Below are 20,392 nucleotides of genomic sequence, written 5' to 3' on the forward strand. Positions count from 1 at the left end.
ACGCAGTGGTCATCATCTCTGGCTAGACTCGGCGCTCTTATTCTTCAAGGAATTTCCCTGCATGCCACGCTCCATCGCGCAGGTGCTGCGCCGCCTTCTCGCATTCGGTGCACTGTTGTGTGTCGCCTTACCCGCGCTGGCTGTCATGCCGGCCGCGCCACTGCGGGTCATGTCGTTCAACGTGCGCGTGCCGGCCGATACCGATGGCGACAAACGCTGGCAGGTGCGTCGCGCTGCCATGGTCGCGTTGATCAAACAGACGCATCCGGACGTGTTCGGCACGCAGGAACTGGTGAGCGAACAGGCTGCCTTTCTGGCCGAACAGTTGCCCGACTACCGCTGGTTCGGCCAGGGCCGGCGCGGCGATGACAGCGACGAGCACATGGGCGTGTTCTACGACGCGCGTGTACTGAAGGTGGTGGAGTCGGGCAACTTCTGGCTGTCCGACACTCCCGAACGCGCCGGCAGCATTACCTGGGGCAATGTGCTGCCACGCATGGCCACCTGGGCGCTGTTCGAGCGACGCAGCGACAAACGCCGCTTTTATCTGTTCAACACGCACTTTCCGTATCGCGATGAGGACGAGCCCGCCCGCGAGCGCAGCGCGCGCCTGATCCTGTCGCGCATCGCGCAGTTGCCCGCCACTGTCCCGGTGGTGCTGACCGGCGACTTCAACAGCGATCCGGACAAAATCACCTACCCCACGCTGACCGCGGTACTTCGCGATGCACGTGCACAGGCCAGCAAGCGCAGCGGGCCGGAAAACACCTTCCAGGACTTCACCACGCACCCGACTCGGCGCATCGACTGGATCCTGTATCGCGGATTGCGTCCTACCCGCTTCGCGACCCTGGACGATCGTCCCGGTGGCATTCTGCCGTCGGACCATTACCCGGTGATGGCCGAGTTCGACTGGCCACGCTGAGGACAAGAGCGCGCAAGAGCCAGCGGCCGGCAGCCGGCGCGCGCGCTGGCGGTGACACGGTCCAGCCGATGCACGCAGCGCTGCGGTGATCAAGCCGGGTGAATGCCGGCGTTCGCGGCGCTGGCCTGCAGCCATTCCAGCAAGGCCTGCAGGGTGGCCGAGGGGGCGTCGCGCCAGATGATGGACAGCTCGCGCCGCGCCCAGGTCTCCTCCAGCGGTACTGCCGCCAGCTGCTGCCTGACACTGGAGCAAGCCAGCGCCGCGTGCGGCACGATGGCCACACCCACGCCGCGTGCCAGCATGCGGCACAGCGTTTCGATGCCCGGCACGCGTGCGCGGATGCGCAGCTGCACGCCGGCACGGGCCAGATGCGTCCGCAGGTGGCGCTGCAAGGCGTTGTCGGCCGATAACGCCAGCAACTGCATCGGCGCGATATCGGCCAGGCGCAGGCTGTCGGCGCCGGCAAGCCGATGGCCGGCGGCCACCGCGACTACCAGGCGATCCTGCCGAAACGGGCGCCGTTGCAGGCCGGTGAAGTCGGCATGCCCGGCCACCACGGCCAGGTCGGCACGTTCGTCGCGCACTGCATCGGCCGCCTCCTCGCTGCCCCATTCGGCCAGGGTCAGGTCCACCCGCGGATGGGCCAGCAGAAAATCCGCGACGCACTCGGGCAGCCATTCGGAGAGTGCGGCGGTGTTCGCGGCCAGCCGCAGGGTGACCTGTCCACCAAGACCGTAATCGCCAAGCTCGCTGCGCATCGCCTGTTCCTGCCGTGCCAGCACCCGTGCATGACGCAGCAGGACCTGGCCGGCGGCGGTGAGCGTCACGCCCCGCCGGCCACGCTCGAACAGGGCCGCGCCGACCTGCAGCTCCAGCGCGCGAATACGCGCACTGGTGGCCGCCAGCGACAGCGCCACGCGGTCGGCGCCAGCGGTGATGCTGCCGGTATCGGCCACCGCAACAAAGATCCGCAAGTCGGTGAATTCCACCTGCATCTGCACTTCCAGCCTTCGGTGTGGCCGAAGTCTGCCTCAAACAAAGACAGCTTGCCGGGCACCGCCACCGCGCCGATGCTGCTCCCCATGAATGAAGACGTCTCGCAGCTGGTCATGGTTGCCGCGGCATTCCTGTTGGCTGGCGCGGTCAAAGGCGTGGCCGGCATGGGGCTGCCAACGGTGGCAATGGGGTTGCTGGGGCTGTGGCTTCCGCCCAGCCAAGCCGCCGCGCTGCTGGTGCTGCCTTCGTTGGTGACGAATCTGCAGCAGGCCTGGGGGCCCGCTGCGACCGGGCTGTTGCGGCGTCTGTGGCCGGTGCTGGCGATGGTGGTGGCGGGCACCTGGTTGAGCGCCGGGTTGATGATTGGCGGTCATCCGCGTTACCTGCGCGGCGCACTTGGGGTCCTGCTGGTTGCCTATGCCCTGCTGGGGCTTGCCCGCCGGCAATGGACCCTGCCGCCACGTCACGAGCGCTGGGGCAGCCCGCTGATCGGCCTGGTCGGTGGCCTGCTCAATGGCGCCACCGGCGTGCTGGTCCTCCCGGTGGTGCCGTACCTCTCTGCACTGGGCCTGCCACGCGAGGTGTTGATCCGCGCACTGGCCGCGTGCTTCGGTACGGCAACGCTTGCGCTGGCCATCGCACTGGTCTGGCACGGTGGCGTGCCGCTCTCGGCCGGCCTCCCATCGCTGCTGGCGTTGCTGCCCACCGCGCTGGGAGTGTGGGCCGGTACGAAGCTGCGACGCCGCATCTCTCCCGAGGCATTCCGCCGGATATTTTTCGGCACCTTGCTGCTGCTCGGCCTGCAGGCCTGCTGGCAGGCCATCGCCTAAGACGCTGCCAGCGGCAACACTACTGTCCAAATGAAAACGCCACCGGCAAGCGGTGGCGCCCATGCATTGAATCGGCAGTCTGGCTCAGTCTGCCCAACGTCCCGGTGCGGTCGACTTCGGCAGCACCTGCGCCGACAACGGCTTGTCCTGCGACAGCAAGCCCAGCGCATCGGCCAGGATGGCCGCCGACTCATGCAGCAGCGGATCCGGACGCTTTTCGGCGGCCTTTTCGCGTGCAGTGTCCTTGACGATGTCGCGCTCGTTACCGGTCAGGCCGTCGTCGCTGTCTTCGGCAAGCGGATCCAGCGGCAGGCCGAGTTGCTTGCGAATCAGCTGGCGATCCTTGCGTTGCTGATCCTGCTTCTGTCGCTCGGCAACGCGCTCGGCCTCATTCAACGAAATGTACTTCTTGGCCTTTTCGTCGCGGAACTGCTTGACGTCTTCTTCCCACCACTGGAATTCCTTGTCGGTGGCGATGCGCGCAGTGTGCAGAGCCTGCAACTTGGGCAGCAGCGGTGCGAAGTTGCCGTACTGGGTGTGCGGCGCAGCGGCGATCCGCGTCCACGGCAATGCATTGTCGTAGGTGCTCTCACCGAACTCGGTGGCATCCACGCTGGCCGGGAAGGCGATATCCGGCACCACACCCTTGTGCTGGGTGCTCGAGCCGCTGACGCGGAAGAACTGCGCGATCGTCAACTTGACCTGCCCATACCGCTGTCCTTCGGCAGCAGGCCAACGGTCCAGGTCGACGATGTTCTGCACGGTGCCCTTGCCGAAGCTGGTTTCGCCGATCACCAGACCACGACCGTAGTCCTGGATGGCACCGGCAAAGATCTCCGATGCCGACGCCGAGCCGCGGTTGATCAAGACAGCCAGCGGGCCGTCCCAGGCGACCTTGGGGTCGCTGTCACCGTTGACGGTGACGCGGCCGCCGGATTCGCGGACCTGCACGACCGGCCCCTGCTCGATGAACAAGCCGGTCAGTTCGATCGCCTCGTCGAGCGACCCACCGCCGTTGTTGCGCAAGTCGAGCACCACGCCATCGACCTTGTCGGTCTTGAAGCCGGCCAGCAGCTTGGCGACGTCGCGCGTGGCCGAGGCGTAGTCGGTTGCGTTACGGCGACGGCCTTCGAAATCCTGGTAGAAGCCCGGCAGCTTGATAATGCCGATACGGCGCTGCGGCTCGCTGCCGGTGGCCGGCAAGGTGATGGTTTCGCCCTTGGCAGCCTGCTCGGCCAGACGCACCTTCTGACGGGTCAGAGTCACCGTGCGGTGCTTGCCGTCGATGCCCGACTCGGCCGGGATGTACTCCAGGCGCACCTGGGTATCCTTGCTGCCGCGAATCTTGGCCACCACGTCATCGATGCGCCAGCCGATCACATCTTCGATCGCGCCATTCTTGGACTGCCCAACGCCGACGATGCGATCGCCCGGCTTGAGCGTGCCGTCCACCGCCGCCGGACCGCCCGGGATCACCTCGCGGATCACCACCATGTCGTCCTGCTTCTGCAGCTGCGCGCCAATGCCTTCCAGCGACAGCGACATCTGCTGATTGAACGTTTCGGCAGTGCGCGGGGTGAAGTAATCGGTATGCGGGTCGACGGCATTGGTATAGGCGTTGACGAAGAACTGGAACACGTCCTCGCCCTTGAGCTGCTTGACCGAATCGGCCAGCGCCACATACCGCTTGTCCAGCGTCTTGCGAATGTCGTCGGGCTTCTTGCCGGCCAGTTTCAGGCGCAGCCAATCGTTCATCACCGACTGGCGCCACAGCACGTCCAACTGCTTGTCGTCTGCAGCCCACGGCACGTCCTTGCGGTCGTACTCGAACTTGTCGTTCCCGCTGAAATCGAAGTCCTGCTTGAGCAGGTCGCGCGCGTACTTGACCCGTTGATCGACGCGCTTCTTGTAGACCGAGAACACCTGGAACGCCGGCTCCAGGTTGCCGCCGCGCAACGCGTCGCCCACGCCGGCCTGGAGCGGCGCGAAGCTGTCGATATCGGCCTGGGTGAAGAACTGTTTGCCGCCATCCAGCGTTTCCAGGTAGCGCTTGAACACGTCCTTGGACATCGCCTCGTCCAGCGTGCGCGGCCGGTAGGCATAGCGGCTGTCGGAGAGCAGGCCGTAGACGAGTTTGGTGGCCGTCGCCTGGTCGGGCGTGGCAGCGGCGGGCAGCGCAGTATCGGCGCGCGCAAGCAAGGCCATCGGAGTGGTCAACACCAGCGCCAGCAGGCCGGCCTTCATGCACGAAGAAACGTTGTAGGTCATCGAATGGCTCTCGGCACGAGGCCGACGAAAGAAGGGCGGTGAACGGATCAGACAGCATGACAGTGCCGAAAGTTGCTGGCGTTGTCATCCGCTGGCTGAATCAGCCTAGCGCCGGGCCTGTAGCGGATTGTGAACGAGACCGTACCTTGCGGCTGCGCGCCGCATGGGCCAGAGACGACACAGCCCCGCGCGATGCACGGGGCTGTCGTTGATTGGCATCGCGATATGGCCGGCCGTAGCACGTCGCCACTGATCGATCAGTGGCCTACCGACACACGCAGGACCGGCCGCATCGACGCACCCGCACCGCGGGGCTGGTTCCGACATCGATCGCACACGGGCAGCGGCAGTCGCCCGATTGCCTGTTACCGACTCAGGCGGCGACGCCAGCGCCTGCAGCCTGCCGATCGGCGTGGTACGAAGAACGCACCATCGGGCCGGAGGCGACATGACTGAAGCCCAGCGCATTGCCGTAGTCTTCCAGCGCCTTGTATTCCTCCGGCGTCCAGTAACGCATCACCGGATGATGGTGCGGCGTGGGCTGCAGATACTGGCCGATGGTGATCATGTCCACATCGTGCGCGCGCAGGTCGCGTAGCGTGGCCTGCACCTGCTCCATCGTTTCGCCCAGGCCCAGCATGATGCCGGACTTGGTGGCGATGGACGGATGCTGCGCCTTGAAGCGCTGCAACAGCGTCAGCGACCATTGGTAGTCCGCGCCGGGGCGCACGTTCGGGTACAGGTCCGGCACGGTTTCGATATTGTGGTTGAACACGTCCGGCGGGCTCAGCGCCAGGATCTCCAGCGCGCGGTCCATGCGGCCCTTGCCGCGGAAATCCGGAGTCAGGATTTCGATACGCGTGTTGGGCGAACTGGCCCGGATGGCCGAAATGCAGTCGACGAAATGCTGGGCGCCACCGTCGCGCAGGTCGTCGCGGTCCACGCTGGTTACCACCACGTACTTCAGGCCCATGTCGGCCACGGTGGCGGCCAGGCTGGCCGGCTCGCTCGCGTCGGGCGGCTTCGGCCGGCCATGCGCCACGTCGCAGAACGAGCAGCGCCGCGTGCAGACCTCGCCCAGGATCATGAAGGTCGCGGTGCCGTGGCTGAAGCATTCGTGGATGTTCGGGCAGCTGGCTTCTTCGCACACCGTGACCAGGCGGTTTTCGCGCAGCTTGGCCTTGAGGTTCTGTACCGCATTGCCGGAGGGAATCCGCACCCGGATCCACGACGGCTTGCGCAGCACCGGCGCATCGACGAACTGCACCGGCGAGCGGTTGATCTTGTCGCCACCGATCTGCTTGACGCCGGTCTGCAGCGGCGCAGGCGCGGCGGTGTCGCCTGAGACGACCTGCAAGGGAATGGAACGGGCGATAGGCTGGGTCATGACGATACGGGGCGCTCAGGCCGGAAGCGAAAGGTCGGGCAATGCGGAAGTGGGCTGCAGCACGAGGCCGAACTGGCGCGCCAGCTGGTCGAGCAGCACCGCCTTGACGGCGTCCATCCCGGAGGGGCCGCCCAAGTCTAGCACCGAGGTCACCTGCAGACCCTGGTAGCCACACGGGTTGATGCGGTGGAACGGTTCCAGGTCCATCGCCACGTTGAACGACAACCCGTGGAAGGTGCAGCCACGCCGCACGCGAATCCCGAGCGCGGCGATCTTGGCCCCGCCCACGTACACACCAGGAGCACCGTCGCGGCGCTCGGCCACGATGTTCCACTCCTCCAGCGTATCGATCAGCGCCTGCTCGATCTTGCACACGTAATCGCGCACACCGATCTTCAGCCGGCGCAGATCCAGCAACGGGTAAACGACCAATTGGCCCGGGCCGTGATAGGTGACCTGCCCGCCGCGATCGACCTGCAGCACCGGAATCTCGCCCGGGGCCAGCACATGCTCGGCTTTGCCGGCCTGGCCCAACGTAAACACCGGCGCATGCTCGACCACCCAGACCTCATCGGCCGTGTGCTCATCACGCGCATCGGTGAAACGCTGCATTGCACGCCACACAGGCGCGTAGTCGTGCTGGCCAAGGTCGCGTAATTGCGCAGGCAGGCCGGCCGTAGAGCTGCTCACGGGCTCGGCCGCTACAGCGTCCACTTCACTTCCGGATGGTCGCGTAGCGCCTGATGTGCGGCCTCGAACTGCTCGCGGCTTTCGGCACGGAAGCCAATCTTGACCGAGACATACTTTCCGCCGGAAGAATGCTTCCAGCTCACGCTCTCCTGCAGCAGCTCCACGCCGCTGGCAGCGAGCAGGCGCGGAAGCTCGGTTTCCAGTCCGCGCTCGGCCGTGCCCATGGCGCTGAGCTCGAAGGTGCCGGGAAATTGAAAACCGTGATCGGGGTTGTCGGTGCTGATATCCATCCGACCATTATCGGGCCGACGATGGGCAAACCCAAGCCCGCCCCGCGCGGAATGGGACAGCGGAGCCGCGCGGCCCCGCTGCGTTACGCCAGCGCCGTCACGCCTGGCGCCGATTGCATCAGCGGCTTACTTGGACAGTTCCAACATGGCCGAGGAGACCCAGCCACGGTTGCCCATCTCGTCCTCGACTTCCCACATGACGCCTTCCTTGGTCCCGGTGGGGTAGAGCATCATGCCTGGCTCCAGCGTGCGCACGGCCGCACCCGTGCCCTTGGCATTGGCCAGCAGACGCCCTGCACGCGTGACCGTGACCGCCTGCTGCGTGTTCGATGCCGCCGCATTGCCGGACAGCCCGCCGAGCTGGCTGACGATGTCGGTGTAAGCCTGCAGATATGCCAGCGTGATCACCTGGCCGATCTCGGTATTGGCGTAACCGCCCGCACCGGCCGCGCCGTAGTCGCCGCCGCTGAACACGTTGCCACGCGCGCCCCAGCCCAAATCGGTCTTCTTGGCGTTACCTTCAGCCATGGCGACCTGTTCGGAAGAACGCACATCGGTGATGGTCAGCACCACGTCAGCGGTCTTCTTGCTGAGGTTCAGGCCTCCGACCAGGTTGCCGGCATTGCCGCCCACCAGGCCGCCCAACATGCCGGCAATGGCGCTGCCGCCGGCATTGTGGTTCTGCGAAATGAGGTCCGGCGTCATCACATAATCGGCCGCGCGGATCTGGCCCTTGCCCATGTTGGACCGGGCACGCAGATCGCCATTGGCCGCCATATCGCGCTCGCGCTGCGAGGCCGCCATGCCGGCGCCGCGATCCACCAGGGTGAAGCAGCGCGACTTGTTGACGAACACCTTGATCAACTTGGAAGGCGCCGGCAGCTGCTGGCCCGACCACCAGTTGACCGCGTCTTCCGGCTCGATGACCGACAGGCTACCCAGCGACTTGGTGCAGGTCGGGATCTGCGCCACACCCTCCTTGCGCTGATCTTGCGCGGAGCCCTTGAAGGCGTCCTTGAACCCGGCCGACGCCGGCGCGCTAACGCTGGCCAATGCAATACCCAGCACGCTGGACAGCAGCGCTGCGCCCACAGAAATCGTCTTGCTCATGTTAGTCCCCTAAACACCTGCGCTGCCGTTGGCAAACGCGATCCGTTGGTAATGAATTGGCCTGCAAAGGCCGCCGTTCCTTGGGGCTGGTTCCCCCGCGGCGGATCATATGCTATCGGCGCCAGCTTTTCATGGCAGCAGCGCTCGCCTGCTGCCTAGGGCTGTCACTGCCCCACAGACATCGCACACGGCTGTGTTCGACGGCTGCTACAGCTCGCTTTAGCCGCGGCAAATGACGCGCGCGTTCACACGGCGCAACAGAAGACGCAGGCATTTTTCCGATTCCAGCCCTCCTCCCCAGGTCCTCCATGCTCCGACCGCGCGCGTTGTCTGCTGCCTTGCTGCTTTCTCTCTCCGGGCTGTCGTTGCCGGCCCTGGCGGCGGATCAGTGCGATTCCAGCCGTCTTGGGCGCACGCCGCCTGCGGTGAACTTCCGTGTCGATAACGACTTGTTCGGCGGCGAGGATCAGGACCAGGGGTATTCCAACGGCGCGGTACTGACATTGGTGTCGCCGAACCTGGTCGATTACACCGACGACCCGTGCCTGCCGCGGACTGCGCGGTGGGTCAACAGCTATCTGGAGCGGCTGCACCCGGGCGAGTTCGACCAGCAGAACATGGTGTTTTCCATCGGCCAGGCGATCTTCACCCCGACCGATTACACCCGCCGCGACGTCATCCCGGACGACCGCCCCTATGCCGGCATCCTGCTGGCGAGCTTCGGCTACAACGCGCGTAACGATGCGCACCTGCGCACCACGCAGTTGCAGGTCGGCGTTGTCGGCCCGTGGGCGCTTGCGAAGGAAGCGCAGGATGCGATCCACGATGCGCTCGGGGACGAGAAATTCCAGGGCTGGGACAACCAGCTGCACAACGAACCGCTGATCAACCTGGTGCACGAGCGCATGCATCGCTGGCCGGCCGATGCCAGCGGCAATGCCGGTGGGTTCGGCTGGGATTTCATTTCGCATTGGGGCGGCGCGGTCGGCAACATGGCCACGCACTTGAATGCAGGCGGCGAGGCGCGCTTCGGCTGGAAGCTGCCGGACGACTTCGGCAGCACCCCGACTCGCCCCGCGGGCGAAAACACCGCCCCCAGCCGGCTCGGGCGCGCCAGCGGCTGGTCCGGCCACCTGTTCGTCACCACCGACGCGCGCTGGGTGATCCGCGACATCACCCTGGACGGCAACACCTTCCGCAACAGCCACAGCGTGGACAAGCGCCCGTTCGTCGGCGATGTGGGCTACGGCCTGGCAGTGATGTACGGCCGCTGGAAATTCGCCCTCGCCCGCTACCACCGTACCCGCGAATTCGACACCCAGCGCGAAACGCCGGTGTATGGCAGTTTTACGATTAGCCGGATGCTTTGACGGCTGGGATTCGGGATTCGGGATTGGGGATTCGCAAGAGCGGGCCAGCGGGATTTGGAAGAGCAGCGCGGGGCTTCGCCGCTGCCCTCGCTTTTTCGAATCCCCAATCCCCAATCCCCAATCCCGCAAACAAAAAAGCCGGCGAAAGCCGGCTTTTTTGTTTGGATCACTCCGATTCCCACCACATCCAGAACGCATCCCACAGGCGCTTGAAGAATCCGCCCTCTTCGACCGCGTTGATGGCGACCAGCGGGGCCTGGGCGATGACCTTGCCGTCCAGGCTGACCTTCACGGTGCCAACCTGCTGCCCCTGCTTGATCGGTGCCTGCAGGTTCTTGGGCACTTCCATGCTGGGCTTGAGATCGTTGTAGCGGCCGCGCTGCAGGCTGACCAGCAGCGGCTGTGCCACGCCGAGCTGCACTTCATCCTGCTGACCCTTCCAGACCTTCTGCTTGGTGACGACCTTGCCGGGCGCATACAGGCTGTGGGTTTCGAAGAAGCGGAAGCCCCAGTTGAGCAGCGCCAGGCTATCGGTGGCGCGCTGTTCTTCGGAGCTGTCGCCCATCACCACCGCGATCAGGCGCTGATCGCCGCGCTTGGCCGAGCTCAGCAGGCAGTAGCCGGCTTCGGAGGTGTGGCCGGTCTTGATGCCGTCCACCGCCGGGTCGCGCCACAGCAGCCGGTTACGGTTGCTCTGCTTGATGGTGCCGACCTGGAATTCCTTGATCTTGTTGTAGGCGTAGGTCTCCGGGTAATCGCGCACCATCGCGCGGCCCAGCAGGGCCAGGTCGTAGGCGGTGGAGTGATGCCCTTCGGCGCTCAGTCCGTGCGCGTTGACGAAGTACGAATCCTTCATGCCGATCTTGGCGGCGTAGCTGTTCATCAGCGAGGCGAAGGCTTCTTCGCTGCCGGCCACGTGCTCGGCCAGCGCGATGGCGGCATCGTTGCCGGACTGGATCGCCATGCCCTTTTCCATGTCTTCCAGACGCGCCGTCTGGTTGACCGGGAAGCCGCTGTAGCTGCCGTCGGTGCCCGCGCCGCCTTCGCGCCAGGCGCGTTCGCTCATCATGACCTGGTCGTCGCGCTTGACCTTGCCGTTCTTGATCTCGGCGGCGACCACGTAGGAGGTCATCACCTTGGTGATGCTGGCCGGCGCCAGCTGCTGGTGGATGTTTTCACCGGCCAGCACCTGCCCGGTGGCGTAGTCCATCAGGATCCAGGACTTGGACACGGCCGGTGCGGGCGCCGGCGGCACCGGCAAGGCGGCCGGGGCGGCAGCCACGGCAGGAGTCGGCTGCGGCGCAGGTGTCTGGGCGCAGACCAGGCCGAAGGCGAACGTGGCCACGGCAGCGGCGGCGAAGCGGAATTTCATTGAAGAACGACTCCTGACGGGCCCGAAAGCCGGGCAATGCGAAATTGTAAGGCGCCGCGGCGATCAGGGCGACGCGTTGCGCGATGCGTGCGCTTGCGCAGTTCAGCGATGGCAGCCAGGCGCACGGACGCTTGCGGTGCCCGAGGCGAACTGCCGAATGCGGCGACACGCACACGTGCGGCATTGCTTGCAGCGCATTCGACGGGCGACGCTGGTGCGCAGGCGTGAGCTGGAGGCAGAGGACGCGAAGGATTTGACGTGCGCGACGTGCATATCGAAGCCGACCTTGGCCGCATCCGCCTCGCAGATGCGCAATGCAGATGCGCAATGTTTACCCGCTGACCGGGTGGGCTCAGCCGTTCCCGATAATGCCACTGCAGCCAGCGCGCAAGCACGGATGCGCTCACGCCCGATCGGCGTCGCAGTGGCCCACCCAGGCGCGCTAATTGACCACGATCTGCGGGCGACCGAACCCGAGGCCGGCGATGCGCTGGGCAATCTCCGACGCATTTGCATGGTCGCGTGCATTCACGCGTAGCCGCCACAGCGTGCGCCCGCCACTGACGATGTCGCTGACGCTGGCGCCGGCAATCCCCGCCGAAGCCAGTTGCGACAGTGCGCGATTGGCGTTTTCGCGGCTGGCGAAACTGGCGACCTGCAGCAGGATGTCGCCGAGCGCAGCTTCGGCCACGCTGGGCGCCTTGGCGGGCGCTGGGTCGGCCTTGAGCGGGCGCGAGGCAGTGCTTTCGGACGGCTTGACCGCCGCAACCGCCACTGGCGGCGCCGCGGCGGGCACGGCGGCGGACGCTGACGGGGCCGGTCGCGGGGCCGCAGCAGCCGGCTTGCCGGTGGCCACACGCACGCCCTGCGCCTTCATCCAGGCATCGAAGTTGTCGGCATTGCCAGGCTTGCGCGAATCGGCGACGCGGTAGCGCCAACGCTCGCCGGCCGGGATGACCGGTGCACCGGCAGTGGGTGCAGCGGCAGTTGTGGCAACCGCGGTGGCGGTACCGGTGGCGACTGCACGTGGCGGCACGGTGCGGGTAGGAAGGCGCTGCACCAGGCCATCGATCTGGCTGGCGCCGGCAGCCGGCCGCGCCGCGGCAACGGCGGTATTCACCGGTGTCTGGCCACTGCGGCGCTTGGCGAGCAGATTGCCGTTGTCGGCTTCGGTCAGGCCGCGGACTTCGACATTGCCGGTGCCCTTGCCCGTGATGCCCAACTTCACCGCCGCGGCGTAGCTCAGATCGATCACCCGGCCGTCGTGGAAGGGGCCGCGGTCGTTGACGCGCACCACCACCGACTGGCCGGTGTCGGTGTTGGTCACCAGCGCAAAGCTGGGCAGCGGCAAGGTCTTGTGCGCGGCGGTGAAGGCGTACATGTCGTAGACCTCCTTGTTGGAGGTCAGCCGGCCATGGAACTTGTTGCCGTAGTACGAGGCGGTGCCGCGTTCGACATAGTCGCCGGGGTTGTCCATCACCACATAGCGCTTGCCCAGCACTTCGTACGGCGAACGATTGCCCACCGCCGAGCGCGGCTCGTTGGTCACCAGCGGCTCGGGGATGCAGGCCACATTGGGCACGTGATCGGGCGTGGAGTCTTTCACTCCGGGCTTGTACAAGCCGCCGGCGGTGTAGTCGCCGCGCGTGGACGGATCTTCCTTGGCGGGCGCATACGGCGAGGTGGACGGGCAACCGGTGGCGACATACGCCGGGCCCTTGCCTTCGACCTTCACACCCTTGATCGCGCCGCTGCCGTTGCCGCCGGCGGTCTTCTTCGGTGCACTGCTACAGGCCGCCAGGCCGAGCATCAGCGCCATCGGGATCAGCCACTTGGGGCCTGCAATGTTGTTCATGCCGGGGGTAACTCCTTGCCGGCGATGGCCTCGGACAGCTGGAACACGGCCATCGCATACATCTTGGAAATGTTGTAGCGGGTGATCGCGTAAAAGTTCTGGAAGCCCAGCCAGTACTGCTTGCCGTTGGCGTCGTCCAGGCTGATCGGGGTAGCGGTGCTGCCGGCCACCACCGGTGCGCTCGGGTGATAGCCGCGCGCCGACAGGTCGGACAGCGTGTACACCGGCGACCAGTCGGTGGGATTGAATTCTTCGTGCCCGGCGGCCAGCGTGGCCGGTACCGCGACCTGCCCGCCACGCACCCAGCCGCCCTTCTTGACGAAGTAATTGGCGATCGAGGCGAATACGTCGTTGTAGTCGGTGAACAGATTACGCTTGCCGTCGGCATCGCCATCCACGCCGAACTGGCGATAGCTGGACGGCATGAACTGGCCCATGCCCATTGCGCCGGCATAGCTGCCGATCAGGGTGCTGACGTCGAGTTGCTCTTCCTTGCCGAGCGCGAACAACTGGGCGAGTTCGTCGCGGAAAAACAGTTCGCGGCGCACTTCGCGTTCGAGCTTGGCCGGGTCGCCGCTGCGCGGATAGCGGAACGCCAGCGTGTACAGCGCGTCCAGCACGCGGTATTTGCCGGCGTTGCTGCCGTAGCTGGTTTCCACCCCGATGATGGCCACGATCACCTGCGCGGGCACACCGGTGGCGGCTTCGACCTTGCTCAGCTCGGCGCGATGTTCGGCGAGAAACTTGCGGCCGCCATCGATGCGCGCCTGGGTGATGAACATCGGCCGGTATTCGTTCCACGGCTTGACCCGTTCGGCCGGGCGCGACATCGCAGTGACAATGGCGTCCTTGAATTGCGCCTGCGCCAGCACCGCTTCGATCTGCGCGGCATCGATGCCGTACCTGGCCGAGGTGTCGCGCACGAAGTTGGCGCGGGCGATCTCGAACGGCACCGGAGTCAGGTCGACTGGCGGAAGCGCGGGCGCCTCGGCGGCGGCGCTGGCCGGCGGTGCTGATGCCGATGGCGCAAGCGGCGGCTTGGCCGGCGGCGCGCTGGCAGCCGGTGGCGGCGACGGAGGACTGGGCTGGGTCGCGCAGGCGACAAGGCCGAGGGTGAGCAGGCAGGTCAGGGTGCGTCGAATCATCGGCCGAGGGTAACAGACATCAGATGAACTTCTGGCAATAAGGCCATGAAAACGAAGAACTTTGGCCAATGTCAAGGCTCTCCGCAGCATGCCGCCTCCGCCAGAGCGAACCGGCCAGTGATCTGCGGCGGGCGCTGAAGGGCGCTTCAAAGGCCTGCGGCTGGCGGTGGTGGCAGCACCGCGGCTCGTGCAACCCGGATGAGGCCGCTAATGTCGCGTGGCCCTGCCGATCTGCCGGGCCAAGCCCGGCGTCGGCCACCTTCTCCGGACCACAGGCTGCATTCTGGCAACCGGCCTGCGCTGCTGCGCAGGAGCGCTCGTCAGCGACACGACCGGCGAAGGTCGCGCCGCACCGCTTATAGATCTGGAAACTGTGAAGCGCCCGGGCAGGTAGGCACCGCACCGTCGAGCTGGACTGCGGTGGTCACCACGTTGCTGCCGCTCGGCGTCAACGCGCTATTGCTCAGACCGATCCGCGCATTGCCGGTGGTATTGCCGAGGTTGTCGGACGCCACGTTCGCCAGCACCAGATCGAGCGGAGCGCTCGCATCGGCGCCCTGCAGGACCCATCCCTTGCCGCCGCGCCCGTCGACGCTGCGCAAGCCATCGACCACGATCCTGCGAAAGGTCGGGACGTTGCCGCCGCGGGCGCTGCCGTAGAACGGATTGATCACCAGCGGGTTGCTCACTCCGTACAGGCAGGTGTTGCGGTAGGTCACCAGGTCGACCGCCCCTGCCTTGGCCAGGCTGGTCTTGATGCGCAGGCCATTGTTGTCGGTGCTGCGATTGCCGTTGGCATCGGTGGATACGATGACGTTGTTGTCGACCAGCACGTTGCTGACACCGGACATCAATTCGCTACCGATCGAGATGCCGTGGGTGCCATAGAAGCGCGAATTCAGCACGCTGATGTTGGCCGACCTGGACGCAATGGTCTTGATCGCCACGCCATCATCGCCGCTCATCACGTCGCTGTCCTGGATGGTGGCATTGAGCACACTGTCCAGGTCCAGCGCGTCGGTATTGGGACTGGTGGCCGGCGACTTCACGCGCACGCCCCAAATGGTCAGGCCGTCGACGATATGCGCAAAGAAATGGAAGTACGGTGCATTGACCAGGTTGATGTCGTAGAGCGTGAAAGCGCTGGCGTTCTGCAACTTGACCAGGTCCGGGCTGTTCTGCACCTGGCCGGCGCCTTTGGCGGCCTCGCCGAACTCCCACCAGGTGGTGGTCTTGCCCAGCATGGGCAGATCGCCGCGGCCATCGATGGTGCCCTGGTGGCCATTGCGGCGCACCCCCATCACGCCGGATCGAGCGCCCTTGATGGCGATCAACGGCAGGCAGCCTCCGCTTCTGGCGCCTGCCGTACCGCAACCGTTGCCGTAGTCGGCCGGGTTGCGCGAGCCGTACACGGTGACGCCTTGATCGACGACCAGTGTCACGCCAGCGGGGATCGACAACGGGCCAGTCAGGAAGGCGTCGCCGCTGCCGGTGGTCAACAACACGCTACCGTGCTTGCTGGCGCAATCGGTCAGCGCGGTCTGGATGGCCTGGGTATCGGGCGGCGCGCTTTCCAATGCCGGGTCGAATTGGCGATCGCTGGCGGTCCGGCCGGCACGCAGCAGCTTGCAGGTGGCCGGAACGACCGGCTCGGACAGCGGACGGGAATCGCCAGTGGCGAAATCGATGGCGGCGGCATGACCGGCCAGCGCCAGACAGGCACCGCCGATGGCGGTGGCGAGCAGTTTCATCGGGGAGATCACTCGAATGCGAAGGAATGTGTCGCCTGCACGTTGCGATCGACGCAGTCGCGCCAGCGTGCGGACTCTACAAGCGCCCGGCGCAGCTGGCGGCAGCGATTGCGAATCGGCCACCGTGGCACCGAACCAGTCGCCCAGGGAGCCGTTTTTTACAGGCTCCCGCAAAACTCCAGACGCCGACGCGACTTCAAGGTCGCGGGATCAAGAGCCCTCAGCAGAGTGGCGATCCTCCGTCTGAACGCCGACTGCCATCGCCGTCGATGCCGACTGAAGCAGCCATGGCGATGCACTGCATCTGCCCGACGGCGAGCGGCCGACGATCACCTGCGCTGGCTGCTGCACAGGACTGCGCTCCTAGGTGCCTTGCACGCGCGATGGCATGGGTCTTGTTGAGCCAACATTCCAGTCACCACACGCGGCCGGCTTGACCAGTTTATCCAAGGGCACCAGTGAATTTAATTCGCGTAGTTTTCAGTGGCAAATAATACCCCGGCCCACCGCTCCATTTACTCGAATTATATTAGATAAAATTCCCCGTTATATACATCCATATCCGACCCACGCGCTTTCGTGACTTTCTCCGCAATTCCATCTTATCCATTAACTTCACTATAGACAAAATGCGCGACGCTCAGGCAACAATTAAATACGCCACTGGCGATATCCCCCGCAGCCTGCAACAGGCCGCCCTTCTCCAACCCAAATAAAATTTAAATGACCATATATTCGAACGCACGTGATTTCAGGAAAGCCGCATGCTGTGCCTTGCTCGCATTGGCAGCGGGAGTCGCCACGACGGCCAGCGCGCAGCAGGCCGTTCCCATTTTTGCGACAAATAAAAACCCCGGCGTGAAAGCAATTTTCGTACAGAACGTCAAAGTTCGCAGCGGATGGAGTTGCACCCCGCTACCTTCGAACGGCAGGACCACAACCCTTGCCTCGGTTCTTGTCGGCTCCACATTTCAAGTGGGTGGATTCAGCACGACCGACTGCAGACTCGGCACTGCGCTGCGAACCCTGAACCAGCCGACTTTCACAGTCGGCAACGTGTTTCAAGTCTTTATCGACGTTAACGGCAGCATCCGGGTTTCCCAATAAGGCTGCAACGCTCAGCCACTGACACGCGCGGCAGCCTTCCAGCCACGGGCTGCCGCGTCGCCAGCAAAGGGACAATGTTCAAGGCGTGCCTGCCGTACGAGCATATTTTCGGCACGGCTCAGTACCCGTGCACCGGGCGATGCGACTTTACTGCCATGACCAGGCCCAGGCCGGCCAGCAACGACACCGCCGAGGTGCCGCCGTAACTCATCAGCGGCATCGGCACGCCCACCACCGGTAGCAGGCCGGAGATCATGCCGCCGTTGACCAGCACGTAGACGAAGAACGCCAGGCCGGTGGCGCCGGCAACCAGGCGCGAATAAGTGTCGCGCGCCTGCGAGGCGATCCACAGGCAGCGGCCGATGACGATCAGGTACAGGGTCAGCACGGTGGCTACGCCGATCCAGCCGAATTCTTCGCTGAGCACGGAAAACGCAAAGTCGGTGGTCTGTTCGGGAATGAAGTTCAGGTGCGATTGCGAGCCCAGACCCCAGCCCTTGCCGTCCAGCCCACCCGAACCGATCGCGATCTTGGACTGGATGATGTTCCAGCCCGCGCCAAGCGCGTCGTTTTCGGGGTTGAGGAACATCATGATGCGGTCCTTCTGGTACGGCCGCAGCAGCCAGAACCACGCCACCGGCGCAGCCGCGGAGACACCACCCACACCAACGGCCACCCACCACCACGGCAGGCCGGCCAGCAACAGCACGAACACGCCGCTGGCAGCAATCAACACGCCGGTGCCGAAGTCCGGCTGCAACATGATCAGCGCGGTGGGCACGCCGATAATCACGCCGGTCACCAGCACGGTGGCAATGCGCGGCGGCAGCGGCATGCGGTGGAGATACCAAGCCGCCATCATCGGCAGGCTGATCTTGAGCAGCTCTGCCGGCTGCAGGTAGAACACTTTCAGGTCCAGCCACTGCCGGCCGTACTTACCGGTGCCCAGCGCGAAGACCGCCAGCAGCGGCAGCATCGACAAGCCGTACACCCACGGTGTCCAGGCGCGCAGGCGCAGCACCGACATGCGTGAAATGCCCCACATCGCCGCTGCCCCGATGATGAAGCGGATGCCCTGCGCCATCATCAGGTGCTCGCCATTGGCAGTGCCGCCGGCGCTCTTGAGCACCGACAGGCCGATGGCCATCAGCCCACCCAGCGCCAGGCACAGCACCCAGTCCAGGCTGCGCGTAAAGCGCGCAGCCATGTCCACCAACCAGCGCAGGATGTCGCTCAATGGTCGGTCTCCTGCACCGCGTCCGGCACATCCGGCACTACCGGTTGCGCGGGAGTGTTGGGGTCCAGCGCAACGGCGCTCTGGCCGATCACCACCGGCAGCTCGTCCAGCGTGGCAGCGGCGGCGTCGCCGGCTGCGCGCGCGTCGGTGACGCCGGCTTCGAACTGATTGACGCCCACGGCGGTCATGCCCAGCTCGCTGTCCAGCGGCTCCAGACCGGCGGGCATCTTGCCCAGCAGCCAGGCATCGAAGATCTTGCGTGCGATCGGCGCCGCCGAACTGGTGCCGAAACCGCCGCCTTCCACCGCCACCGCCACCGCGATGACCGGGTTGTCGGCCGGCGCGAAGCCGACGAACAGGCCGCGGTGACGCAGGTGCAACGGCAGGCTGCGCGGGTCTACTGCCGCCACGCCCTTGCGGCTGACCACCTGCGCGGTGCCGGTCTTGCCCGCCATCTGGTACGGCGCGCCCGGGGTGATCGCATAGCCGGTGCCGCCGGGCCGCATGGTGTCCATCATGCCCTCGCGCACCACCTGCAGATGCGCCGGGTTCTGGCTGAGCGGCTTGCCGGGCGGCTGGATCATCGGCTCCCAGGGATGATCGAAACCGGTGCGTTCTTCCAGCACCAGGTGCGGGCGCAGCAGCAGGCCACTGGCGATCGCCGAGACGCCGCGCACCAGCTGCAGCGGCGTGACCTTCCAGTCGCCCTGGCCGATGGCGATGTTGACCGTGTCGCCGGGATACCAGCGCTCCTTGCGCGTCTTGTACTTGTAGGCGGGCGACGGCAGGATGCCGCCGATTTCGCCCAGCAGGTCCACCCCGGTAGGCTGGCCGAAGCCGTACTCGGACATGTAGTGGTCGAAGCGCTCGATGCCCATATCCACCGCCAGGCGGTAGTAGTAGGTATTGACCGACTGGGCGATCGACTTGCGCAGGTCGGTCCAGCCATGCCCGCCGCGGTGCGAATCGCCCCAACCGCGGCTGACGCCGGGCAGGTAGAACATGCCGGTGGACAGCACCCGGTCTTCCGGCCGGCGCAGGCCGCTGTCCAGGCCGGCCAACGCGATCAGCGGCTTGAGCGTGGAGCCCGGCGCCACGCCGCCCAGCACCAGCCGGTTGAACTGCGGCCGGGACGGGTTGTCGTTGAGCATCTTGAAATCGGTATGCGAGATGCCGTTGACGAACAGGTTGGGGTCGTAGCTGGGCAGGCTGACCATGCCCAGGATCTCGCCGGTGCGCGGGTCCATCGCAATGGCCGCCCCTTCGTGCTCGCCGAAGGCGGCCACCATCGCGCGCTGCAGGTCGGCGTCTACCGACAGGCGCAGATCCGCACCCGACTGCGGGGCGACCCGGCCGACGGTGCGGATGGCCCGCCCCTGCACATTGGTTTCGACCTGCTCGTAACCGACCTGCCCGCGCAGATCCTGCTCGTAGTAGCGCTCCAGCCCGGATTTGCCCATATGGGTGAGCGCAGCATTGCCCTCGCCCAGCACTGCCAGGTCTTTTTCGTCGATCCGGCCCACATAACCGATGATGTGCGCGAACAACGGGCCGTAGGGATAACGCCGGGTCAGATACGGCTCCAGCTCCACGCCGGGGAAGCGCCAGCGCTCCACCGCGAACCGTGCCATCTCTTCATCGCTCATGCGCAGCTTGAGCGTCACCGGCAAAAAGCTGCGGCGTGCGCGGCGCTCGCGGTTGAAGCGTTCCAGATCCTCCGGCGCGATCGGGATCACCTTGCCCAACGCGTCCAGCATGGCGTTCATGTCGGCGACCTTGTCGGGGGTCACGTCCAGACGGAAGGCCGGCACGTTTTCGGCCAGCAGCCGGCCGGTGCGGTCGTAGATCATGCCGCGCCCGGGCACCACCGGTTTGGGCTTGATGCGGTTGGCCTCCGAACGGGTGGCGTAGACCTCGTGGTCGAGCACCTGCAACTTGAAATACCAGCCGCCCAGGCCGACCAGGCAGATCACCACCATCACAAAGCCCAGCACCGCGCGACGGCGGAACTGTTCGGCCTCCGCATGCGGATTCTTGGGATGACGGCGCCCGTGCATGG

At 65.7% G+C, this 20,392-nt stretch carries 16 protein-coding genes; 4 read left to right on the forward strand and 12 right to left on the reverse strand.

The features are described from left to right. Positions 1–61 precede the first annotated feature (61 nt). Entirely contained in the window at positions 62–925 is an 864-nt protein-coding gene (locus AC1POX_RS18535; protein ID WP_057682125.1) for an endonuclease/exonuclease/phosphatase family protein, read from the forward strand. Between the two features lie 89 nt (positions 926–1,014). Here the strand turns inward: AC1POX_RS18535 and AC1POX_RS18540 are convergent, their stop codons facing one another. Continuing rightward, positions 1,015–1,920 carry a LysR substrate-binding domain-containing protein gene (locus AC1POX_RS18540; RefSeq protein ID WP_008577903.1) on the reverse strand — a complete coding sequence of 302 codons (906 nt, stop codon included), beginning with the start codon at positions 1,918–1,920 and terminating at the stop codon, positions 1,015–1,017. An 87-nt stretch (positions 1,921–2,007) separates the two neighbouring features. On the opposite strand from AC1POX_RS18540, the gene AC1POX_RS18545 reads away from it, so the two are divergent. Beyond that, positions 2,008–2,751 carry a sulfite exporter TauE/SafE family protein gene (locus tag AC1POX_RS18545; protein ID WP_372356462.1) on the forward strand — a complete coding sequence of 248 codons (744 nt, stop codon included), beginning with the start codon at positions 2,008–2,010 and terminating at the stop codon, positions 2,749–2,751. Between the two features lie 84 nt (positions 2,752–2,835). Here the strand turns inward: AC1POX_RS18545 and AC1POX_RS18550 are convergent, their stop codons facing one another. The 5 genes from AC1POX_RS18550 to AC1POX_RS18570 all read right to left on the reverse strand — a co-directional run bounded on the left by AC1POX_RS18550 (position 2,836) and on the right by AC1POX_RS18570 (position 8,496). Further along, positions 2,836–4,995, reverse strand: a complete 2,160-nt coding sequence (locus AC1POX_RS18550) for a carboxy terminal-processing peptidase (protein ID WP_372357191.1) — start codon at positions 4,993–4,995, stop codon at positions 2,836–2,838. 397 nt (positions 4,996–5,392) lie between these two features. Next, positions 5,393–6,406 (reverse strand): lipoyl synthase, encoded by a 1,014-nt coding sequence (lipA, locus tag AC1POX_RS18555; protein WP_008577899.1) that lies wholly within the window; start codon positions 6,404–6,406, stop codon positions 5,393–5,395. 15 nt (positions 6,407–6,421) lie between these two features. Then, on the reverse strand, positions 6,422–7,120 hold the full coding sequence (gene lipB / locus AC1POX_RS18560; RefSeq protein WP_014089331.1) for a lipoyl(octanoyl) transferase LipB: 699 nt from the start codon (positions 7,118–7,120) through the stop codon (positions 6,422–6,424). Continuing rightward, positions 7,108–7,386 (reverse strand): YbeD family protein, encoded by a 279-nt coding sequence (locus AC1POX_RS18565; RefSeq protein WP_014089330.1) that lies wholly within the window; start codon positions 7,384–7,386, stop codon positions 7,108–7,110. Before AC1POX_RS18565 ends, lipB begins: the two co-directional genes overlap by 13 nt. 126 nt (positions 7,387–7,512) lie before the next feature. Then, the gene (locus tag AC1POX_RS18570) at positions 7,513–8,496 is read right to left on the reverse strand and encodes a CsgG/HfaB family protein (RefSeq protein ID WP_014089329.1); all 984 of its coding nucleotides are present in this window, start codon (positions 8,494–8,496) and stop codon (positions 7,513–7,515) included. A gap of 308 nt (positions 8,497–8,804) precedes the next feature. Here AC1POX_RS18570 and AC1POX_RS18575 point away from each other — a divergent pair, with 308 nt between their 5' ends. Next, the gene (locus tag AC1POX_RS18575; RefSeq protein ID WP_008577896.1) at positions 8,805–9,866 is read left to right on the forward strand and encodes a lipid A deacylase LpxR family protein; all 1,062 of its coding nucleotides are present in this window, start codon (positions 8,805–8,807) and stop codon (positions 9,864–9,866) included. Positions 9,867–10,032: 166 nt separating this feature from the next. On the opposite strand, the gene AC1POX_RS18580 is transcribed toward AC1POX_RS18575, so the two are convergent. The 4 genes from AC1POX_RS18580 to AC1POX_RS18595 all read right to left on the reverse strand — a co-directional run bounded on the left by AC1POX_RS18580 (position 10,033) and on the right by AC1POX_RS18595 (position 15,989). Beyond that, on the reverse strand, positions 10,033–11,238 hold the full coding sequence (locus tag AC1POX_RS18580) for a D-alanyl-D-alanine carboxypeptidase family protein (protein ID WP_003482723.1): 1,206 nt from the start codon (positions 11,236–11,238) through the stop codon (positions 10,033–10,035). 442 nt (positions 11,239–11,680) lie between these two features. Beyond that, entirely contained in the window at positions 11,681–13,093 is a 1,413-nt protein-coding gene (locus AC1POX_RS18585; protein ID WP_218498735.1) for a septal ring lytic transglycosylase RlpA family protein, read from the reverse strand. Then, positions 13,090–14,238: a lytic murein transglycosylase B gene (mltB, locus tag AC1POX_RS18590; RefSeq protein ID WP_011346339.1), complete on the reverse strand. Its 1,149-nt coding sequence runs from the start codon at positions 14,236–14,238 to the stop codon at positions 13,090–13,092. Before mltB ends, AC1POX_RS18585 begins: the two co-directional genes overlap by 4 nt. 356 nt (positions 14,239–14,594) lie before the next feature. Further along, entirely contained in the window at positions 14,595–15,989 is a 1,395-nt protein-coding gene (locus AC1POX_RS18595; protein WP_014089327.1) for a glycoside hydrolase family 28 protein, read from the reverse strand. 723 nt (positions 15,990–16,712) lie between these two features. Between AC1POX_RS18595 and AC1POX_RS18600 the strand changes: the two genes are divergently transcribed. Beyond that, positions 16,713–17,096, forward strand: coding sequence for a hypothetical protein (locus tag AC1POX_RS18600; RefSeq protein WP_372356463.1), 384 nt, complete (start codon positions 16,713–16,715; stop codon positions 17,094–17,096). Between the two features lie 118 nt (positions 17,097–17,214). Here the strand turns inward: AC1POX_RS18600 and rodA are convergent, their stop codons facing one another. Then, on the reverse strand, positions 17,215–18,333 hold the full coding sequence (gene rodA, locus AC1POX_RS18605; RefSeq protein WP_372356464.1) for a rod shape-determining protein RodA: 1,119 nt from the start codon (positions 18,331–18,333) through the stop codon (positions 17,215–17,217). Then, a complete protein-coding gene (mrdA, locus tag AC1POX_RS18610; protein ID WP_008573355.1) occupies positions 18,330–20,390 on the reverse strand; it encodes a penicillin-binding protein 2 in 2,061 nt (686 codons plus the stop codon). The genes rodA and mrdA overlap by 4 nt, the downstream gene beginning before the upstream one ends. Between the last annotated feature and the right edge of the window lie 2 nt (positions 20,391–20,392).

The sequence above is a fragment of the Xanthomonas sp. NCPPB 3442 genome, from assembly GCF_056725145.1.

Bases quoted from the DNA above. Each gene is read 5' to 3' on its own strand.
- AC1POX_RS18535 (WP_057682125.1), top strand. From the start codon at position 62: ATGCCACGCTCCATCGCGCAGGTGCTGCGCCGCCTTCTCGCATTCGGT.
- AC1POX_RS18540 (WP_008577903.1), bottom strand. From the start codon at position 1,920: ATGCAGGTGGAATTCACCGACTTGCGGATCTTTGTTGCGGTGGCCGAT.
- AC1POX_RS18545 (WP_372356462.1), top strand. From the start codon at position 2,008: ATGAATGAAGACGTCTCGCAGCTGGTCATGGTTGCCGCGGCATTCCTG.
- AC1POX_RS18550 (WP_372357191.1), bottom strand. From the start codon at position 4,995: ATGAAGGCCGGCCTGCTGGCGCTGGTGTTGACCACTCCGATGGCCTTG.
- lipA (WP_008577899.1), bottom strand. From the start codon at position 6,406: ATGACCCAGCCTATCGCCCGTTCCATTCCCTTGCAGGTCGTCTCAGGC.
- AC1POX_RS18565 (WP_014089330.1), bottom strand. From the start codon at position 7,386: ATGGATATCAGCACCGACAACCCCGATCACGGTTTTCAATTTCCCGGC.
- AC1POX_RS18570 (WP_014089329.1), bottom strand. From the start codon at position 8,496: ATGAGCAAGACGATTTCTGTGGGCGCAGCGCTGCTGTCCAGCGTGCTG.
- AC1POX_RS18575 (WP_008577896.1), top strand. From the start codon at position 8,805: ATGCTCCGACCGCGCGCGTTGTCTGCTGCCTTGCTGCTTTCTCTCTCC.
- AC1POX_RS18580 (WP_003482723.1), bottom strand. From the start codon at position 11,238: ATGAAATTCCGCTTCGCCGCCGCTGCCGTGGCCACGTTCGCCTTCGGC.
- AC1POX_RS18585 (WP_218498735.1), bottom strand. From the start codon at position 13,093: ATGAACAACATTGCAGGCCCCAAGTGGCTGATCCCGATGGCGCTGATG.
- mltB (WP_011346339.1), bottom strand. From the start codon at position 14,238: ATGATTCGACGCACCCTGACCTGCCTGCTCACCCTCGGCCTTGTCGCC.
- AC1POX_RS18595 (WP_014089327.1), bottom strand. From the start codon at position 15,989: ATGAAACTGCTCGCCACCGCCATCGGCGGTGCCTGTCTGGCGCTGGCC.
- AC1POX_RS18600 (WP_372356463.1), top strand. From the start codon at position 16,713: ATGACCATATATTCGAACGCACGTGATTTCAGGAAAGCCGCATGCTGT.
- mrdA (WP_008573355.1), bottom strand. From the start codon at position 20,390: ATGCACGGGCGCCGTCATCCCAAGAATCCGCATGCGGAGGCCGAACAG.